The organism is Fructilactobacillus fructivorans, assembly GCF_000814735.1.
GTDB lineage: Bacteria > Bacillota > Bacilli > Lactobacillales > Lactobacillaceae > Fructilactobacillus > Fructilactobacillus fructivorans.
The window spans coordinates 39,224-57,403 of sequence record NZ_JOJZ01000020.1; the positions used below are offsets into that span (position 1 = coordinate 39,224).

The following is an 18,180-nucleotide window of genomic DNA, read 5'->3' on the forward strand; positions in this document are numbered from 1 at the left end:
TCTTTTACTAAATTTTAATAACTATTAAATACGTGCGAACTAAAGGTCTTCCCACCAGAGTTTCGATTCAAGAAGCTTTGGATTCCATCCGTTGATTTAACGGTAATATCAATTGGCACGTTAGCAGGTAAATACTTCTGTGCCGCATTCTGTAGGTACTGAGTAAAGCTAATGATCTCAGTCTGACTATAGAATTGGGTCGTAATGTTAATGTGCATCCCTTGTAATTGCTTCCCCTTATACTGAGCTTGAGCCGTAATTCCACTTAAGTTAGGGAAAAAGTTTTGAATTTGGGATTTAAATTGATTAAACGCCGATAAATCATTGGTATTAGGACCCTTTGAACCATCTGCAATTGGGAAAACGTACGATTTTTCATTAATGGGTTTCCATGAATTGACAGAGGTGGTGCCAGAATTATTAACAGACGAAGCAAAGAAATTACCACCCGTTAAACTATCATTGGGTGCTTGCTTGTATAAAGCAATGACGATGGGAATATTCTTTAACTCTTTATTCTGTCTCAAACGTTTAAGAATGGTATTAGCCATTTCTTTTCCTTGTTTTTCAACCACATCGTCTGGAATCTTTTGCTGATACTGACTCCCATATTTTTGTTTCGTGTAATAATAAACTGAATTAATTCCCAGTCCAATTGTCATGCCTTTCATGGTTGTTTTATTGCCATCAGGAACTAAAAAATCTTGTTCGTCAATCTGTTGAAGATACATTGGGGTAACTTTTCCCTTTTGCTGACTGGGATTAAGCCCCTCCGGATTTTGTTTCGACTTTCTATCAAGCCACTTTTCAGTCGTATCAGTAGAGATATACTGACCCTCTTGAAAAACATATTTATTCGTCGAAAAATTTTGTTTAGAAATCCCAAGTAACCCATTCTGGAATCCCTTTAAATTAAATTGATTATCATTTTGTTGAATATCAACTCCACGTGATTTGCTGGTCTGATAATGACCATCTTTAATGACACCCTGGTAGTTCTTACCGCCGGCTTGACCGGTCAGCTGTGTATTCTTATTACTTGTAGTACCAGCGCTTTTATTATTACTGCTGCCACACGCTACTAGCAACAATGCACTGGCTGCCACCATTAAAATTACTTTTAAGCGTTTCAACTTAAACTCCTCCGCCTTCTTAACGATCTTTTTGCATTTCATCTTTAAAATGAGTTTCATCCCATACTGGAACCGAAAGAGACTGAGCTTTTGTTAACTTACTACCAGCATCCTCTCCTGCAATTACCAGGTCGGTATTTTTAGAAACACTACTCGTGACATCTGCTCCATGGTTCTCAAGCCATTCACTGGCTTGCCCTCTAGTCAAATCAACCATTTTTCCAGTTAATACAACTCGTTTACCATTGAAAAAGTTATCAGTTTGTACTGTGTCTTCATTATTTACATAGTCCATATTAACACCAACGCCAACAAGTTCGCCAATTAATTCTTTGCTAGCAGGATTTTCAAAATAAGTGTGCACACTATCAGCAATTACTTGACCAATGGTACCAATTGCTGCAATTTCATCAACGCTTGCATTCATTAAAGCATCCATCGTTTTAAAATGCGCTGCCATCAATCGGGCTGCTTTTGCTCCAACGTGTCTGATCCCTAATCCAAAGAGTAATCTTTCTAGTGAATTACTCCGGCTAGCATCAATTGATGAAAGCAAGTTATTAGCCGACTTATCACCAAACTTATCAAGCGTTAGAAGTTCATCATAGTTTAAACGATACAGGCTAGCTACGTCTGAAACCATCTTTTTATCAAACAACTGTTTTACAATTTTTGGACCCAGACCATCAATATCCATGGCGTTTCTAGAAGCAAAATGATTAATCTGTTCAACTAGCTGAGCCGGACACTTAGGATTAATGCAACGCAAAGCAACTTCTCCATCTAAGTGGACCAGCTTAGCGCCACAAGAGGGACACCGCTCTGGGATAACATATGGCTTAGAATCCTTGGGTCGTAAATCGGGCAGATACCGCTCAACTTCAGGAATAATGTCTCCTGCTTTATATAAGACAACCGTGTCGCCAACCCGTAAGTCCTTTTTCTCAATATAATCAGGATTATGAAGCGAAGCTCTGGCAACGGTCGTTCCTGCTAACTGCACTGGATTCATAATTGCCGTTGGAGTCACAACTCCGGTTCTCCCAACCGTCCATTCGATACGCAAAATTTTCGTATGAACTTCCTCTGGTGGGAACTTATAAGCGATGGCCCACTTAGGAACTTTAACCGTATGGCCAATCTCCATTTGGAGTGGAAGAGAATTGGTTTTAATCACAATTCCATCAATTCCAAAGGTTAAGTTATCCCTAGAAGCAGAATACTTTTTAATGTAATCATCAATTTGGTCCATGTTATCAGCCACTTGGTAATGCTCATTAATGGTAAAACCGAGTTCTTTCAATTCCTCTAAGAGGCCACTTTGAGTATCAGCCTTTAAATCGTCGTAATTAGCAACGTTGTACATAAAAGTACTTAAATGACGCTCTTTAGTAACTTTTGGATCTAGCTGCCTAAGACTACCTGCGGCCGCATTTCTCGGATTAGCAAAAGTGGGTTTCCCATCGGCTTGACGTCGCTCGTTTAGCTTCAAGAAGGCTTCTTTTCCCATATAACATTCGCCCCGAACTTCGATATCAATTGGTCGACTTAGTTTTTTAGGAATTGAAGGAATGGTTTTCAGGTTTTCAGTGATATCTTCACCAATTTGTCCATTACCACGGGTTGATCCTTGAACAAAAACTCCGTGTTCATATCGCAAGGAGATGGCTAATCCATCAATTTTTAATTCACAATTGTACTGCTTGTCTTCTGGATAATTTTGTTTAAGGCGAATGACAAAATCCTTTAATTCCTGGGGTGAGAAAACATCTCCAAGGGAAAGCATTGGAATCTCATGATTAACCTTCGTAAATTCATTTGAGGTTGCACCCCCAACGTGCTGGGTAGGTGAATCAGGAGTGACAATTGCGGGAAACTTAGACTCAAGATCCTGCAAACGAGCATAGTTTCGGTCATACTCAGCATCCTCTACGGTCGGCTGATCTTGTTCGTAGTATTGCTTTCCCCATTTAATTAACTTAGGTCTTAACTCAGCAGCTTCCTTTTTTGCTTCATCTTCATTCACTTGATCCATTGGAATCTTAAACAATTTAACCACTCCCTTACTCATTTATTAAATTTTTGATATTGGTGCAAAGGCCGCTAACAAACGCTTGATGCCTTTTTCTGGGAAGGCAATATCAAGTTCCATGTCTTCACCAGTTCCATTAATTTTGACAACTGTTCCAGTTCCCCATGCTTTATGCTTAACCTTATCGCCAATGTTCCAAACTTTCTTATCAGCTCCAGTTCCCTTAGGCTTCTCAACTCGCTGAGTCGGACGATGATAAGGTTCGCTGAAAGCCCGATTAGTTCTTCGATTATATTCACTACTCTTATCAAACGGCGTTTTCGGTCCAGTGGGGATGGAACTTTCATTATCGAGCACACTCGAATCAATCTCATCCATAAAGCGAGATTCAGGATTGTTTTGCATCCTACCATACAACATTCGTGAATACGCATTGGTCATATAGAGCTTCTTTTGCGCCCGAGTAATGCCAACATATGCTAATCGCCGTTCTTCCTCTAATTCATCTTCTTTTTCGGTTGCTCGACTCAGCGGGAAAATTCCCTCTTCCATCCCGACCATGAAAACAACCGGAAATTCCAGTCCCTTAGCGGCATGAAGGGTCATTAAGGTAACCTGTTTAGTTGACTCATCAACATCATCTTGTGCTGACACAAGCGCTAAATCAGCTAAAAAATCAGTCAACCGACTGTCACTACTACCCGTGTCCTCATCATACTTAATATCGGCATCCTTAGTAACCGAAAGAAACTCTTCGATATTCTCAATTCGAGTCTGTGATTCTAACGAATTGGTTTTTTTAAGGTCGGCCATATAGCCTGACTGATCTAAGATCGTCTGGGTAATTTCGGTCACCGACATATCTTTTTGCTTTAATTGAACATTTGCAATCACGTTTGCAAAGCTGGCAATGGCGTTTCTGGCACGACTAGGAAGATTGTTAGCTAAATTAACGTTTTTAGCAGCCTCTAACAGACTCCATCCATTATCCCTGGCAAAATCTCTTAACTTTTCAACACTAGAACTACCAATTCCACGCTTAGGGACATTGATAACCCGTTCAAAGCTAAGGGAGTCGCTTGGATTAGCCACTAAAGTTAGGTAAGAAAGAATGTCACGAATTTCCTTTCGGTCATAGAATTTATGACCACCAACCATCGTATAAGGAATGTTTGATTTCAAAAACGTCTCTTCAATCACCCGCGACTGCGCGTTAGTTCGATACAAAACGGCAAAATCATTATAAGAATAATGATTCTTCTGAACTTCTTCTTTAATCTTAGAAACCACATAGTGAGCTTCGCTAGCCTCGCTTTGAGCTCGATAGTATGTAACCTTATCGCCAATTTCATTTTCGGTCCAAAGATTCTTATCCTTTCGCTCAGCATTGTTTTGAATAACGTCGTTTGCCGCACTCAAAATATTCTTAGTTGATCGATAATTTTGTTCCAATTTGACAACATGGGCATTTTTATAATCGTTCTCAAAATCCAAAATATTATTCATGTTAGCTCCACGCCATCCATAAATACTTTGATCAGCATCACCCACTACACATAGATTCTGGTACTTTTGTGCAAGCATTGATACTAATTTGTACTGGGCCTCGTTAGTATCCTGATATTCATCAACGTGAATATAATGAAATTTATCCTGATAATAGTTCAAAATATCTGGGTACTGTTCAAATAATCTAATGGTTAACATGATTAGATCATCAAAATCAACTGCTTGATTTTCTTGAAGCCGCTTCTGGTACTCTGCATAGACGTTGCCTACTACCTCTTCAAAGGGATTACTAGTAGAATGAGTCTTCTTGTAATCTCGAGGAGTCTGAAGGTTATTTTTAGCGTTTGAAATTGCTCCCAAGATAGCTCTTGGATCATTCTTCTTGGGATCTAAATCAAGGTCCTTTAAGATTCGTTTCACAAGTGTTTTTTGTTCTCCAGAATCCGTAATTGAAAAAGCTCGATTGTACCCAAGCTTATCGATGTCTCTTCTTAGAATTCGCACTCCTAGAGCATGGAACGTTGAAACCCAAACGTCATCGCCGCCTACACCAAGTAACTTACTAACTCGTTCTTTCATTTCACGAGCAGCCTTATTGGTAAAGGTAATTGCCAAAATATTCCATGGCATTACCCCCTTTTCTTCAATCAGGTACGCAATTCGATGAGTCAAGACTCGCGTTTTTCCACTGCCTGCTCCTGCCATAATCAAAAGCGGACCTTCCGTTTGCTCTACAGCTTCTTGTTGCTTATCATTCATCGTTTTTAATAGGTCTGTTTTTGACACTTCAACCAATCCTCTCGCTTAATAAATCCATAATTAATTATATCAAAATAGAGCCGACAAAATTGTCGACTCCCTCAATTTTTAATATCATTTAATTCTTAGTCCAAATCCCAGTATTTACAATTCGATGAAATGCTTCTTCAACCGAATCTGTCGGAATTAAGATGACCCCAACGACGTCATTATCTCTTGCATTATTGTGATAATTAAAATAAAACTGCCAATTGGGCTGCAAAATTCGTTGCCTTAAAACCTGTTCATACTGTTTCTTGGTAAATGATCGAGAAACCACATCACTAATTTTCTTAATCTTAGCAAGTGGTAGTCCTGAAATGGCCCGAAGGTGCTGATCATATTCACTAATTTCGGTAGCAAGATTAAATAAGAAACCAGTGTTATTGACGGTTGGATCAATGTTAGTAACATAAATATTGTGATCAGCGGTAACACCAAAAGAAACTTCAAACGAACCCACGTACTTCACGTTTTTACCAATTTGGTTAACGATTCTTATCATTTCTTCAATGACCTTTTGATCAACCTTAGAAATATCAGTACTAGCAGTCTGAAGTACATTCCCTAAATAACTGGTTTTAACAGCGGGAAACTGCTGCAAATTGTCTTTGACCGATTTGGTGGCAATAATTGAGTATTCAGATCGATACGGAACATATGATTCCAAAATATATGGTCCCCGTTTTAACATATCAGAAGCCAGAGCAATGTCATTTGATTCATTAATAACTAACTGTTGGTTATTAACCATGTGTCTTTGAATGGGCTTCAAGATTGCCGGATAGCCAATTGAATCAATCGCTTGATAAATATCTTCTAGATTAATAATCGTAACGTAGGGAGAGGTATTAACGTTAATCTGGTCAAAGAAGGCTCTTTCCATCACCCGATCCTGACTAATCTCTAAAAGAGATTCTCCCTGAGGAACATAAGTATACTTTTCAATTTCACTAATAACCTGGGGATCGATATCATTTGAAACGTAGGTAACCAGATCGCACTTCTCCGCAAATTCCCTTAAGGTATCAACGTCGTTCATATCACCAGTAAAGGCATAATCTGATTGACGAGCAATCTCACTATCTGAATTGGAACTATAGGTGGCAATCTTTAGCCCAGCATCACGGGCCACATTGACTAATTGGGTGCTGCTAAAATAGTCACCAATAATTCCAATTGTGCTTCCTGGGTAGAGTAATACTGAATCCATAGTTTAACCTCCATAAATCTTTTGATATCTTATTGTTTATCATATTGATTTAGATGATACTTCTTGATAATTTTAATGATTTTTTCAGCGTACGCCGGATCAGTAGCGTACCCGTCAGTACTAAGCGCTTTAGCTGAATCAACGTAGTTATCAGCATCCACCACTTCTTTATATTGCATGGGATTCCAATCCGTTCCGTGGGCGAGCAAAAAAGCGTGGGCTTCAATTGACTCATCCCAATTATCGTAAACCCGAAACTTTCCATGTACCATAACCGGAGATCCACTTGTATACTCCGTTGTATCTAAAGTAACACTTTTCTGACCTGGACCAGCTTTAACTCCAAAAAGATTGTTATATTTTGCGGCTAACCGACTTTGTCCCCAATCCGATTCAAGGATCGCTTGGGCAATCGTAATACTGGTCAAAATTTTGTATTTTCGTTGCATTTCAACAGACTTTGGCAAAATTTTATTAATAAATTTCTTGTGCTGAGCACTGACGTTACTTTGTTCATAACTAGGATTAAAGTGATAATTACCTAAAATCATCACAGCGCCCACAAACATGACCAATAAGATTAGCGTGGTGAGGACATAAGCAGCTAACTTATTTTGCTTTCGCTTTTTTTTCCGCGCCAAACTAACCCTCCTTACGAATAATTTTACTGATTAAATTGTACTACAAAAACGATAAAAATTGACAAATGTTAATTATTCGTTTATATTTCATTAGTTGAATACAATTTGGAGGTGGTCAGCTTGGCAAAGAAGCATGATGAACAAACAGAGACCGAAAAATCACCCTTTGAAGTTGGTGATGAGGTCGAATTTAAGCTTGAAAAAAATGACTTCACTGGTTACATTGATAAAGCTTACAATAACGCCTTTTTAATTACATTTGAATCAAATGATCCAGAAATAATTGATAAGTATCATAATAAGACCGTTGTTAATCACAAGGATCTTAAAATGATTAAGCAAGCTCCACGAATTCAAAAGGATCCTGATGAGGGATCGGATGATGATTCGAAAAAAGATGATGATCAAAAGTCATCAGATACAACCAAGTAATCAAAAGCAGATCTTAATTGATCTGCTTTTTATTTTTGGATAACTTTATTTAACGAAACGATTATTAAGGGACAAATAATGGCTGTAATGACCATTTCCACTAGCCCGTTGGTACCAACAATTCCTAGTAATGCATAAATAATCTTGTCGACACTAACGTGATACAAAATAGGAGCTTGTTTACGATTAAAGATATAGATAAATAACAACACTAAGATGGTATTGGTCATCGATCCTAGGGCACAAGCAACTATTAATGATATTCTGTGATTCATAATTTTTTTCAACCACTTGTAGGCAAAATATGCCACTACGGGGATAAGTGCTCGCGGCAGAATGGCTGTTATGGGGTTTTCAAAAACTAAAGGTGCAATCGGACTTGTCGGCCACGTAAAAGCCCTTATAAAAACAATCGCACCCCACAATGTTCCTAAGATGACCCCATCCTTTAACCCGAGAACTAGAGCGGCCACAATAACAGTAATCGGAATCAAAGTAATGCTTAGTGGTCCAACTGGAATGTATCCCAAGATTGGAACAAAATTTTGAATCAAAATAATAGCAATAAAAACTGACAAAATAGCGATATGGTAATTTCGTGTTTTTTTCATTTTAAATTCACCCGTTAAATAAAAAGACACCCATGCGGACATGAGCGCCAAAATATAATCTTCTGATTAACGTTTTGAGAATTGACCAGCCTTACGAGCTTTCTTAAGACCTGGCTTCTTACGTTCCTTCATACGAGGGTCACGTGTTAATAAACCAGCCTTCTTAAGTGATTCTCTAAAGTCTGGATCAACTTCGAGTAAAGCACGTGCAATTCCTAAACGAACGGCACCAGCTTGACCTGAATATCCACCACCATTAACGTTAGCTAATGTGTCATAGTTACCAAGAGTCTCAGTAACATTGTATGGTTGTAAAATGATTTCTCTTAAATTAGGAAATGGGATGTAGTCTTCAACGTCTTTGTCGTTGATTACAACTTTTCCAGTACCTGGTACTAAGCGTACACGAGCAACTGAATCTTTACGGCGACCTGTGCCGGTATATTGTACTTTAGCCAATTATGTTTCCTCCTTAAATTAGGTTCTTAATATCAAGAACTTCTGGTTTTTGAGCTTCATGTGTGTGATCTTCACCTGCATAAACGTGAAGTTTCTTAGCGATTTGACGACCTAATGTACCGTGAGGAAGCATACCCTTAACTGATGTTTCAATAAGTCGGTCAGGCTTTTCTGCTCTCATTTGACCAGCAGTAATTGACTTAAGTCCACCAATGTAAGATGTGTGATGGTAATAAATTTTGCCACTAGCTTTCTTACCAGACAGCGCAACTTTAGCTGCATTGATTACAATAACATTGTCACCTGTATCTACGTTTGGTGTAAATGTAGGTTTGTTTTTTCCGCGTAAAATAGAAGCAACGACACTTGAAAGACGTCCTAGTTCAACGCCATCTGCGTCAATAACGTACCACTTGCGTTCTACTTCGCCGGGTTTAGCCATATATGTTGTATGCACTTTTAATTCCTCCATGTTTCCGTGTTTGTTCGACACCTAATAAGTTTCCGGGGCTTATCGTGGGGCAAACAATACCAGTTACAATAGTACTAACATTTCCCTCGAAAGTCAAACTCAATTTTGATCATCGAGGTGATGTTTTCTAACAGAATGCTTAGGATCATCACCCGGATAAAAGACCCTTTTTAAGTAGAGTCCATTGGCTGGCATTGTTAAGCGTGCTTCATTACGATCTCTTACTTTAATTAAGCGCTTAATGTCATGAATTGGTCGCTTTCCTTGACCAATTTCCATTAAAACACCTACCATAATTCGAATTTGATTATACATAAATCCGTCGCCATAAAATTCCAACTGAATTTCGTTCGCATCCTTATCCCAATTTGCCTTCACAGAAAAAACGGTTCGAACCCGACTGCCATCCTTTGCACCAGAAGCCACAAAAGAAGAAAAGTCGTGTGTCCCTACGTAATCTTGAATTGCTAACTTAATCCGTCCAAAATCAACTGGAAATCGCCAATGAGCAGTATAGTTTCTTTTAAAGGGATCGGTAAATTGACCTAAATCCAAGCGGTATAAGTATTTTTTCCCGGTTACATCGTAACGAGCATGAAAATCGTCATTAACTCGTTGGACCTTTAATATTTCAATATCTAGTGGACACATACTATTTAATCCCTTAAGCATACTTTCCTCACTTAATTCATAGGGAAAGTCGAAGTGAGCCACCTGTCCAAGCGCATGAACTCCCGCATCAGTTCGTCCTGATCCATATATCGCAATCTGGCGTCCGCTTTTCTGTGCCATTTTATTAACAATATGAGTCAAAGTACCCTCAACGGTCCGTTGCTTAGGTTGCTTCTGAAATCCAGCAAATTTAGTTCCATCGTACGCAAAGGTAATTTTATATCGATTATTCATTTAACTCCTCACTAAAACAACGACCACCGTTAAAAGAATCATAAACAATAGTGCAATCCAATCCAGTTTAGTCCACGCGACAAGTTGATAATGACTTCTTTTAACCTCATCTGAGTATCCACGTGCCTCCATTGCATCTGCTAAATGCTCGGCATGGCGAAAAGAAGAGATAAATAAAGGAATGATCAACGATACTAAACTCTGAGCACGTTTTATTAACTTTCCCTTACCAAAATCTACTCCTCGAGCTCTTTGAGCGTTCATAATATCATCCAATTCATCAATTAGAGTTGGAATAAATTGAAGTGCAATTGATACCATCATCCCAATTGTCTCAGTCGGAACCTTAATCCACTTTAAGGGAACTAAAATCGTCTCCACACCTAAGGCAATCATCGATGGACTGGTTGTAATCGTTAAAATGGTGGCAATGATAATGATCAATAGTAAACGAACAAATATCATCATGGCATTAATAATTCCCAATGAAGTAATGGAAATAAACCACAGGTGAAAATAAACCGTTCCTCCGTGACCAAAAAGAATCTGAATTAGAACAGTAAAAATAATTAACCATAGAATGGGCTTCACACCACGTAGAAGCATTTTTATTCGTGAGTGGGATAAGTATACCAATGTCAATGTTATAACCGTCATACACCCATAGCTGGCCCAATTATTACACATCAAAATTAACGTAATCAGAACAATTGATCCTAAGATTTTAAATGCAGGATTCAATTGATGGATGAATGAGTTGCCAGGAAAATATTTTCCAAACACAAATTGATCGATTCTACTTCACTCCACTTCGTTTTTGCGTTATTTGTTCAACAACCTCATTTGCAGTTAACGGAATCTGAGATAATTGAATACCATCATGAACTAAATCATAGTATATCTGGACTGAATCTGGAAGTGCGAGTGAATTATTAGCGATTAATTCAGGATTGGCAAATAATTCTCGAGGAGTTGAATCTGAACTGACACGCCCCTTATTCATCACCACAACACGGTTAGCATTTTGGGCAACCACATCCATGTCATGAGTGACCATAATAATGGTGACTCCCTTTTCATTTAACTGATGAATGATTTTTAAGATCTCATTTTTACCGTTAGGATCTAAACCAACGGTTGGTTCATCAAGAATCAGAATTTGAGGTTCACACGCGATCGTCCCAGCAATTGCCACCCGTCGCATTTGTCCACCTGAAAGTTCGAAAGGAGAGCGATCATACAATTTTTTAGAAACACCAACGATCGAGAGTGCTTTAATCGCTTTAGTCTTAGCGGTTGGTTCATCGTCACCAAAATTAATGGGACCAAAGGCAACATCCTTTAAAACGGTGTCTTCAAACAACTGTTTTTCTGGAAACTGGAATATCATCCCAACTTTCTGCCTTAATTCACTCAAATTATGATTATTAGTCTGATTATTGATTTTAATATCACCAACCGTGACCTCTCCTAAAGTTGGCTTTAAGAGACCATTAATCATTTGGACCAATGTTGATTTACCACTTCCCGTTTTACCAACGATCGCCATAAATTCACCGTTTTCGATCTCCAAACTAACATTAGTTAAAGCCTGTTTTTCAGAGGGTAAATCTGGCTGATAGATGAAATCAACGTTTTTTAAAATAATTTGCTTATCCATTGACTAATCTCCTCATCATCCATGTACTGATCAGAAATATCATATCCCGTATCAATAAATTTCTGCCTTAATTTCTCACTAAATGGAAGTTCTAGATCCATGTTCGCAATTAATTCATGCTTTTGAAAAAAGACACTTGGTTTACCATCAAATATAATCTTACTATCATTTAATGCCAAAATCCGATCAGATTTAGCCGTCACGTTAATATCATGCGTGATGGAAAGAATTGTCATGTTTTGCTTTTGATTTAATTTGTTTACAACTTCATGGATTTGTTTCGTTGCTAACGGATCCAACATGCTCGTTGCTTCGTCAAGAATCAAAATCTGAGGATCTAAAACAATGGCTCCCGCAATGGCTACCCTTTGTTTTTGTCCCCCAGAAAGGCTACTTGGCATCTCATTTCGAAAGTCCCACATGCCAACCTTCTTAAGGGCCACCTCAACTTTTGATTTCATTATTTCTCTCGGAACAGCACGATTTTCAAGACCAAAGGCCACGTCACTAGCTACGGTAGCACCCACAAATTGATCGTCCGGATTTTGAAATACTAATCCAATCGACTTTCGCATCTCTCGGTCATTTTCATGAGAACTTAACCCAATGTCATTAATCTTAATTGTTCCAGTTTGTGGAGCTAAAAGCCCATCAATTAATTTAGCAATGGTACTTTTACCGCTACCGTTTTTCCCAATCAAAGAAACATATTCACCCTTTTCACACTGAAAAGAAATGTCATCTAATATTTTAGAAGCATCTTCATCATCATATTGAAATGAAAGATTTGAAACCTTAATGATTGGATCCATTTGGCAACCCTCCGTTTAAAATTATGTATAAAAAAATCACTAAAAGATTAAGGCGCATGGAATTAACCACATTCAAGCTAGACTTGGAAAATCCATCATCATAACACTTTATACCTTTAATCTTAGTGATTCCTATAGTGAAATATTATTATTTCTTATCAAATATCGAAATTATTCGACAAATTGTAAGATTACCATTGGTGCACCGTCACCACGACGAGGCATTGTCTTAAGAATGCGAGTGTAACCACCATTACGGTCAGCATACTTAGGTGCAACTTCGTCAAACAACTTTTGCAATGCACTAGTTACTTTGATACTATCGCCGTCTTCCTTTACATCAGCAATGGTATTTTGTAAGTAAGCTGCAGCTTGACGACGTGCGTTCAAGTCACCCTTCTTACCTAAGGTAACCATCTTGTCGGCTAATGATCTAACATCCTTAGCGCGAGCTTCTGTTGTTTTAATTTGACCTTTAACAATTAAGTCAGTGGTTAAATTACGAAGTAAAGCACGACGTTGAGCACTCGTACGTTGTAGTTTGCGATAACTCATAACCGGATATCCTCCTTTTTAGTCTTCTTTACGTAAAGATAGTCCTAATGCTGCTAGTTTTTCTTTGACTTCATCAAGTGACTTCCGGCCTAGATTTCTAACCTTCATCATGTCAGCTTCAGACTTATCAGTTAATTCTTGCACAGTATTGATTCCAGCACGTTTCAAACAATTGTATGAACGAACCGAAAGATCTAATTCTTCAATTGACATTTCAAGCATTTTTTCCTTATGGCTTTCTTCCTTCTCAACCATAACGTTTGCATTCTTGGCTCTGTCAGTTAAATCAATAAACAATTGGAAATGTTGATTTAAAATCTTAGCTGCCAAACTAATTGCATCGGAAGGAGTAATTGAACCATTGGTCCAAACGTCTAATGTCAACTTGTCGTAATCATCACGTTGACCAACACGTGCATCTTCTACTTGATAATTAACACGTTCGATTGGGGTATAAATAGAATCAACTGGTAGAACACCAATTGGCATACCATCGTTTTTAGCTTTGTTTTCTTCAGCAGAAACATAGCCACGACCTTTATTGGCAGTCATGTTCATATGGAATGTAGCTCCATCGGCAACCGTTGCAATGTGTAAGTCAGGATTTAAAATTTCAACATCACTGTCAGTTACAATATCACCTGCGGTTACGTCGGCTGGTCCCGTTACATTAATACTCATTGACTTTGTTTCATTGTCATCTGAGTTGATTTTCAAATTAATCTTTTTAACATTCAAGATAATTTGAGTAACGTCTTCAACTACACCCTTTACAGTTGAAAATTCGTGTAGGACACCGTCGATTTGAATACTGGTTACCGCAGCACCTGGTAATGATGCTAACAAAACACGTCGCAGTGAATTGCCAAGCGTTGTACCATATCCTCTTTCGAGTGGTTCTACAACTATTTCACCATAGTTGTCTGTTTCTTCAATTTTGTGAATGTTTGGCTTTTCAAATTCAATCATTGTAGTCTCTACCCCTTTCAAAACGCATTGAGTAATTTAAAACTTTAACGTTCATTAAATATTAAACTCTACGACGTTTTGGAGGACGAGAACCATTATGTGGAACTGGAGTTACATCTCGAATTGCAGCAACTTCCAAACCAGTACTTTGTAAAGCACGAATAGCTGATTCACGACCTGAACCAGGACCTTTAACAGCAACTTCTACTGATTTCATTCCATGTTCCATTGCAGTCTTAGCAGCTGCTTCAGCAGCCATTTGAGCAGCAAATGGAGTAGATTTACGACTTCCACGGAATCCTAATGCACCAGCTGATGACCATGCAATAGCATTTCCTTGAACATCGGTAATCATAACCAAAGTGTTATTAAAAGTTGAGTGAATATGTGCTACACCAGACTCAACGTTTTTTCTTGCTTTACGCTTACGAGTATTTTTAGTTTTAGCCATAGAAACTGATAGCCTCCTTCTTTATTATTTTTTACCAGTGATTGTGGTTTTCTTACCTTTTCTTGTACGTGCGTTATTCTTCGTATGTTGACCTCTAACAGGTAAACCACGACGATGACGCATTCCACGATATGAACCGATTTCTTGAAGAGTCTTGATGCTCATAGTAACTTCTCTACGTAAGTCACCTTCGATTGTGTAACCATCGAGAGCTTCTCTGATCTTATCTTCTTGATCAGGTGTTAAATCACGTACACGAACGTCTTCTGATACTCCAGCTTTTTTCAAAACTTGTTGAGCAGTTGTGTTTCCAACACCATAAATGTATGTTAAAGCAATAACGATTCGCTTATCACGTGGTAAATCAACTCCGGCAATACGAGCCATTAAATCCACCTCCTATAATTCTAATTTAATTATTTTCCTTGTCTTTGCTTGTGCTTAGGGTTTACAGGGCAAACCACCATCACACGGCCTTTTCTCTTAATAATCTTACAATGTTCACACATTTTTTTTACTGATGGACGTACTTTCATTTTAATAACCTCCTATATGAAGGGCTTACTTAAATCGATAAGTAATTCGACCCTTTGTTAAATCATACGGTGACATTTCAACGGTTACACGATCTCCTGGCAGGATACGAATGTAATGCATTCTGATCTTACCAGAAACGTGTGCCAAAATTTCATGACCATTTTCAAGCTCGACCTTAAACATTGCATTAGGTAAAGTTTCAGAAACTTTACCCTCAACTTCAATTACATTATTTTTAGACACGAATAATCCTCCAAAATTACTAAACTCGTAAGTATTACTTACAAATAGACATACAAACTATAATATACCACATTACTGCTATTCCAGCAATTAAACGACAGTTTGCTAATTTAAGTTGCTAAGAATTTTATCAATGTCTTTACTAACGTCTGCAATGTCCCGATCACCGTCAACTGAATGTAAAATACCGCGATCTTTATAAAAATCAATTAGAGGAGCATTACTCTTCTCATTAACTTTTAGACGATTTTTAACAGTTTCAGGTTTATCATCACTTCTTTGGTAAAACACATGAGCACCGCAAACATCACAAGTACCATCAACTATAGGCTTCTTATATAATTTATGATAAGTTGCGCCACAGTTTTTACAGATGAACCGACCCGATAAACGATCAACTAAGACCTTAGGGTCAACCTCAATGTTAATAACTGCATCTAACTCTTTGCCCATTTTCCTAGTCATATCTTCCAGACTTTTAGCCTGATCAATGTTTCTAGGAAAACCGTCTAACAAATATCCTTTGTCTGTGTCAGGCTGTTTGAGACGATCCTCAACAATCCCACAGGTAACATCATCAGGAACAAGTTCTCCCTTATCGATATACTGTTGAGCTTTTACACCCATGGGGGTTTTATTTTTCATTGCTGCTCGAAATATGTCCCCAGTTGAAATATGTGGGATGCCATATTTTTGAACAATGAATTCAGCTTGAGTACCTTTTCCGGCTCCTGGGAGACCCATTAATAATAAATTCATTGACATTTAAATTCCTCCACTACTTGTTGTCATCTGGAGTGCTTTGAATAAATCCAACGTACTCTTTTCTCATCATTAAACCTCGAATTTGTTGAATGGTTTCAATTGCCACTCCAACAATAATCAACAGATTTGTACCACCTAATCCAATGGATTGATTTAGATTCCATACGTTTTGGGCAACTAACGGAATTAAAGAAACGATTCCTAAAAACAAAGCACCGACAGTACTTAGTCTCATAAGTAAACGAGAGATGTACAACTGCGTTTCATGGCCAGGCCATACACCTGGGATATAGCTACCCTGCTTTTGCAAATTCTCTGATAATTTTTGTGGGTTAACTTGAACAAACGCATAGAAGAAAGTAAATACAACAATTAAGAAAGTGTAAAATGCCGCTCCAAGTGGAGTTTGCATATTAAACAACTTACTTAGAAATTCATACCAACCAGCTCCCTGAAAGTTTTTGGTGAAAAACATCAAAATCGTTTGAGGAGTGGAAATAAATGCACTTGCGAAAATAACTGGAATAACTCCAGCAACATTAACCTTCAAAGGAAGGTAACTGCTGTCAGGCGAACCTGATGTTCTTCTAGTATATTGAATTGGAATCCTACGTTCAGCTTGCTGTACCCAAGTAACAAAGGTCACGATGATTAAAATTACAATGATCAACGCAATGATAAACAAGGCTGGTTTCCACATTTGATTCATTGGGGTGCCTTCGACATATTGACGATAAACACTCATGATCCCAGTTGGCATTTCGGCAACAATTCCGGCAAAGATGATCATGGAAACTCCTTGACCAATTCCTTTATCAGTAATCATATCACCCATCCAAGTAGTAAGCATTGTTCCACCGGTTAAGATCAAACCAATACTAATGTAGGTCCCCATTCCTGGGTTTTTAACCAAGTGCAAACTACTTAATGCGTTAAATCCAGCAGTAATACCAATTGATTGAACGAAAGCTAATACAATCGTCAACCATCTAGTTACTTGATCCAGTTTTTGTCTTCCAACTTCACCTTGCTTCCCCCATTCAACGAATCGAGGAACAATATCCATTTGAAGTAACTGAACAACAATTTGTGCAGTAATGTATGGAGAAACACCCATTGCAAACAATGAATAATTAGTTAATCCACCACCACTAAACATATTTAATACATTAACTAAACCCGAAGATGCTACGCTTTGTAGAGCTTCGGCATTGATTCCAGGTACCGTAATATATGCACCTAAACGAAAGACTGCCAATACAAAAAGGGTAAATAAAATCCTTTTTCTAATATCTTTTTCTTCAAACGCATTCTTTAAGGTAGTGAACATTAAATCACCTCAGCTTTACCGCCGGCATCTTCAATTGCTTTTTCAGCACTCTTTGAGAATTTGTTAGCTTTAACAGTGAGCTTCTTAGTTAGCTTGCCATCTGCAAGAACTTTAACGCCATCGTTTGAGCCTTTGATCATTCCAGCTTGAATCAAAACATCTGGAGTTACTTCTGAGCCATCATCAAAATTATCTAAATCAGCCAAGTTAACAATAGCTAATACTTTTCTGTTGAAGTTGGTAAATCCACGTTTTGGAATTTGACGGTATAAAGGCATTTGGCCACCTTCAAAACCAATCCGTGTCTTTCCACGAGCTTTTTGGCCTTTTTGGCCACGACCTGAAGTCTTACCTTTACTACCAAGTCCACGACCTAAACGAGTTCTTGATGAACGTGAACCCTTAGCAGCTTTTAATTCATTTAACTTCATTGAGTTGCACCTCCTTATCTTTTAAAGAATATTAATCGATTTGTTCAACCTTGATTAAATGAGCAATCTTGAATAGAGCTCCACGAGTTGCTTCATTGTCAGGTTTAATAACACTACTATTTACTCGTCCCAATCCAAGGGCCTTAACAATCTTACGTTGTTTAGGGAGACGGTGAGCAGCACTATGAACTAAAGTAATCTTTAATTGAGCCATCTTCTAA

At 38.1% G+C, this 18,180-nt stretch carries 23 protein-coding genes; 1 reads left to right on the forward strand and 22 read right to left on the reverse strand.

Translation table 11 applies throughout. The annotated features are described in order from the left end of the window. Positions 1-14: 14 nt before the first annotated feature. From LfDm3_RS05020 to LfDm3_RS05040, 5 genes are all read right to left on the reverse strand, one after another. A complete protein-coding gene (locus tag LfDm3_RS05020) occupies positions 15-1,175 on the reverse strand; it encodes a CamS family sex pheromone protein (protein ID WP_039144742.1) in 1,161 nt (386 codons plus the stop codon). Further along, complete coding sequence (gene ligA / locus LfDm3_RS05025) at positions 1,153-3,168, reverse strand: NAD-dependent DNA ligase LigA (RefSeq protein ID WP_039144807.1); 2,016 nt, start codon at positions 3,166-3,168, stop codon at positions 1,153-1,155. Before ligA ends, LfDm3_RS05020 begins: the two co-directional genes overlap by 23 nt. A gap of 39 nt (positions 3,169-3,207) precedes the next feature. Then, positions 3,208-5,460, reverse strand: coding sequence for a DNA helicase PcrA (gene pcrA, locus LfDm3_RS05030; protein WP_039144744.1), 2,253 nt, complete (start codon positions 5,458-5,460; stop codon positions 3,208-3,210). 91 nt (positions 5,461-5,551) lie between these two features. Then, a complete protein-coding gene (locus LfDm3_RS05035) occupies positions 5,552-6,685 on the reverse strand; it encodes an ATP-grasp domain-containing protein (RefSeq protein ID WP_039144747.1) in 1,134 nt (377 codons plus the stop codon). Between the two features lie 29 nt (positions 6,686-6,714). Further along, entirely contained in the window at positions 6,715-7,326 is a 612-nt protein-coding gene (locus LfDm3_RS05040; RefSeq protein WP_039144749.1) for a glycoside hydrolase family 73 protein, read from the reverse strand. A 120-nt stretch (positions 7,327-7,446) separates the two neighbouring features. Between LfDm3_RS05040 and LfDm3_RS05045 the strand changes: the two genes are divergently transcribed. Further along, a complete protein-coding gene (locus LfDm3_RS05045) occupies positions 7,447-7,758 on the forward strand; it encodes a DUF2187 family protein (RefSeq protein ID WP_010022762.1) in 312 nt (103 codons plus the stop codon). 29 nt (positions 7,759-7,787) lie between these two features. Here LfDm3_RS05045 and LfDm3_RS05050 read toward each other — a convergent pair whose 3' ends face one another. The 17 genes from LfDm3_RS05050 to rpmD all read right to left on the reverse strand — a co-directional run bounded on the left by LfDm3_RS05050 (position 7,788) and on the right by rpmD (position 18,173). Next, complete coding sequence (locus tag LfDm3_RS05050) at positions 7,788-8,369, reverse strand: ECF transporter S component (RefSeq protein ID WP_039144810.1); 582 nt, start codon at positions 8,367-8,369, stop codon at positions 7,788-7,790. Positions 8,370-8,435: 66 nt separating this feature from the next. After that, a complete protein-coding gene (gene rpsI / locus LfDm3_RS05055) occupies positions 8,436-8,828 on the reverse strand; it encodes a 30S ribosomal protein S9 (RefSeq protein ID WP_010022758.1) in 393 nt (130 codons plus the stop codon). A gap of 13 nt (positions 8,829-8,841) precedes the next feature. Continuing rightward, positions 8,842-9,285 carry a 50S ribosomal protein L13 gene (rplM, locus tag LfDm3_RS05060; protein ID WP_010022757.1) on the reverse strand — a complete coding sequence of 148 codons (444 nt, stop codon included), beginning with the start codon at positions 9,283-9,285 and terminating at the stop codon, positions 8,842-8,844. A 114-nt stretch (positions 9,286-9,399) separates the two neighbouring features. Further along, on the reverse strand, positions 9,400-10,206 hold the full coding sequence (truA, locus tag LfDm3_RS05065) for a tRNA pseudouridine(38-40) synthase TruA (RefSeq protein ID WP_039144751.1): 807 nt from the start codon (positions 10,204-10,206) through the stop codon (positions 9,400-9,402). After that, positions 10,207-10,989 carry an energy-coupling factor transporter transmembrane component T family protein gene (locus tag LfDm3_RS05070; RefSeq protein WP_052236621.1) on the reverse strand — a complete coding sequence of 261 codons (783 nt, stop codon included), beginning with the start codon at positions 10,987-10,989 and terminating at the stop codon, positions 10,207-10,209. Between the two features lie 13 nt (positions 10,990-11,002). Next, positions 11,003-11,866: an energy-coupling factor transporter ATPase gene (locus tag LfDm3_RS05075; RefSeq protein ID WP_039144757.1), complete on the reverse strand. Its 864-nt coding sequence runs from the start codon at positions 11,864-11,866 to the stop codon at positions 11,003-11,005. Next, the gene (locus tag LfDm3_RS05080) at positions 11,845-12,678 is read right to left on the reverse strand and encodes an energy-coupling factor transporter ATPase (protein ID WP_039144762.1); all 834 of its coding nucleotides are present in this window, start codon (positions 12,676-12,678) and stop codon (positions 11,845-11,847) included. Before LfDm3_RS05080 ends, LfDm3_RS05075 begins: the two co-directional genes overlap by 22 nt. 171 nt (positions 12,679-12,849) lie before the next feature. Then, positions 12,850-13,233: a 50S ribosomal protein L17 gene (gene rplQ / locus LfDm3_RS05085; RefSeq protein ID WP_010022749.1), complete on the reverse strand. Its 384-nt coding sequence runs from the start codon at positions 13,231-13,233 to the stop codon at positions 12,850-12,852. An 18-nt stretch (positions 13,234-13,251) separates the two neighbouring features. Next, the gene (locus LfDm3_RS05090; protein WP_010022747.1) at positions 13,252-14,202 is read right to left on the reverse strand and encodes a DNA-directed RNA polymerase subunit alpha; all 951 of its coding nucleotides are present in this window, start codon (positions 14,200-14,202) and stop codon (positions 13,252-13,254) included. Between the two features lie 61 nt (positions 14,203-14,263). Beyond that, positions 14,264-14,653, reverse strand: coding sequence for a 30S ribosomal protein S11 (gene rpsK / locus LfDm3_RS05095; RefSeq protein ID WP_010022745.1), 390 nt, complete (start codon positions 14,651-14,653; stop codon positions 14,264-14,266). A 24-nt stretch (positions 14,654-14,677) separates the two neighbouring features. Then, positions 14,678-15,040 (reverse strand): 30S ribosomal protein S13, encoded by a 363-nt coding sequence (gene rpsM, locus LfDm3_RS05100; protein ID WP_010022744.1) that lies wholly within the window; start codon positions 15,038-15,040, stop codon positions 14,678-14,680. A 29-nt stretch (positions 15,041-15,069) separates the two neighbouring features. Then, a complete protein-coding gene (gene rpmJ, locus LfDm3_RS05105) occupies positions 15,070-15,189 on the reverse strand; it encodes a 50S ribosomal protein L36 (protein WP_010022743.1) in 120 nt (39 codons plus the stop codon). Between the two features lie 25 nt (positions 15,190-15,214). Beyond that, positions 15,215-15,433, reverse strand: a complete 219-nt coding sequence (gene infA, locus LfDm3_RS05110) for a translation initiation factor IF-1 (protein ID WP_010022742.1) — start codon at positions 15,431-15,433, stop codon at positions 15,215-15,217. A gap of 105 nt (positions 15,434-15,538) precedes the next feature. Further along, entirely contained in the window at positions 15,539-16,198 is a 660-nt protein-coding gene (locus tag LfDm3_RS05115; protein WP_039144765.1) for an adenylate kinase, read from the reverse strand. Positions 16,199-16,211: 13 nt separating this feature from the next. Continuing rightward, positions 16,212-17,528, reverse strand: coding sequence for a preprotein translocase subunit SecY (gene secY, locus LfDm3_RS05120; RefSeq protein ID WP_039144768.1), 1,317 nt, complete (start codon positions 17,526-17,528; stop codon positions 16,212-16,214). Further along, a complete protein-coding gene (gene rplO, locus LfDm3_RS05125; protein ID WP_010022738.1) occupies positions 17,528-17,959 on the reverse strand; it encodes a 50S ribosomal protein L15 in 432 nt (143 codons plus the stop codon). The genes secY and rplO overlap by 1 nt, the downstream gene beginning before the upstream one ends. A 31-nt stretch (positions 17,960-17,990) precedes the next feature. Next, positions 17,991-18,173, reverse strand: a complete 183-nt coding sequence (rpmD, locus tag LfDm3_RS05130) for a 50S ribosomal protein L30 (RefSeq protein ID WP_010022736.1) — start codon at positions 18,171-18,173, stop codon at positions 17,991-17,993. Positions 18,174-18,180: the final 7 nt, after the last annotated feature.

What these genes read in the sequence shown, in the direction of transcription:
- LfDm3_RS05020 (WP_039144742.1), bottom strand. Translation starts at nt 1,175, where the DNA reads ATGAAATGCAAAAAGATCGTTAAGAAGGCGGAGGAGTTTAAGTTGAAA.
- ligA (WP_039144807.1), bottom strand. Translation starts at nt 3,168, where the DNA reads ATGGATCAAGTGAATGAAGATGAAGCAAAAAAGGAAGCTGCTGAGTTA.
- LfDm3_RS05035 (WP_039144747.1), bottom strand. Translation starts at nt 6,685, where the DNA reads ATGGATTCAGTATTACTCTACCCAGGAAGCACAATTGGAATTATTGGT.
- LfDm3_RS05050 (WP_039144810.1), bottom strand. Translation starts at nt 8,369, where the DNA reads ATGAAAAAAACACGAAATTACCATATCGCTATTTTGTCAGTTTTTATT.
- truA (WP_039144751.1), bottom strand. Translation starts at nt 10,206, where the DNA reads ATGAATAATCGATATAAAATTACCTTTGCGTACGATGGAACTAAATTT.
- LfDm3_RS05075 (WP_039144757.1), bottom strand. Translation starts at nt 11,866, where the DNA reads ATGGATAAGCAAATTATTTTAAAAAACGTTGATTTCATCTATCAGCCA.
- LfDm3_RS05080 (WP_039144762.1), bottom strand. Translation starts at nt 12,678, where the DNA reads ATGGATCCAATCATTAAGGTTTCAAATCTTTCATTTCAATATGATGAT.
- rplQ (WP_010022749.1), bottom strand. Translation starts at nt 13,233, where the DNA reads ATGAGTTATCGCAAACTACAACGTACGAGTGCTCAACGTCGTGCTTTA.
- LfDm3_RS05090 (WP_010022747.1), bottom strand. Translation starts at nt 14,202, where the DNA reads ATGATTGAATTTGAAAAGCCAAACATTCACAAAATTGAAGAAACAGAC.
- rpsK (WP_010022745.1), bottom strand. Translation starts at nt 14,653, where the DNA reads ATGGCTAAAACTAAAAATACTCGTAAGCGTAAAGCAAGAAAAAACGTT.
- rpsM (WP_010022744.1), bottom strand. Translation starts at nt 15,040, where the DNA reads ATGGCTCGTATTGCCGGAGTTGATTTACCACGTGATAAGCGAATCGTT.
- rpmJ (WP_010022743.1), bottom strand. Translation starts at nt 15,189, where the DNA reads ATGAAAGTACGTCCATCAGTAAAAAAAATGTGTGAACATTGTAAGATT.
- LfDm3_RS05115 (WP_039144765.1), bottom strand. Translation starts at nt 16,198, where the DNA reads ATGTCAATGAATTTATTATTAATGGGTCTCCCAGGAGCCGGAAAAGGT.
- secY (WP_039144768.1), bottom strand. Translation starts at nt 17,528, where the DNA reads ATGTTCACTACCTTAAAGAATGCGTTTGAAGAAAAAGATATTAGAAAA.
- rplO (WP_010022738.1), bottom strand. Translation starts at nt 17,959, where the DNA reads ATGAAGTTAAATGAATTAAAAGCTGCTAAGGGTTCACGTTCATCAAGA.
- rpmD (WP_010022736.1), bottom strand. Translation starts at nt 18,173, where the DNA reads ATGGCTCAATTAAAGATTACTTTAGTTCATAGTGCTGCTCACCGTCTC.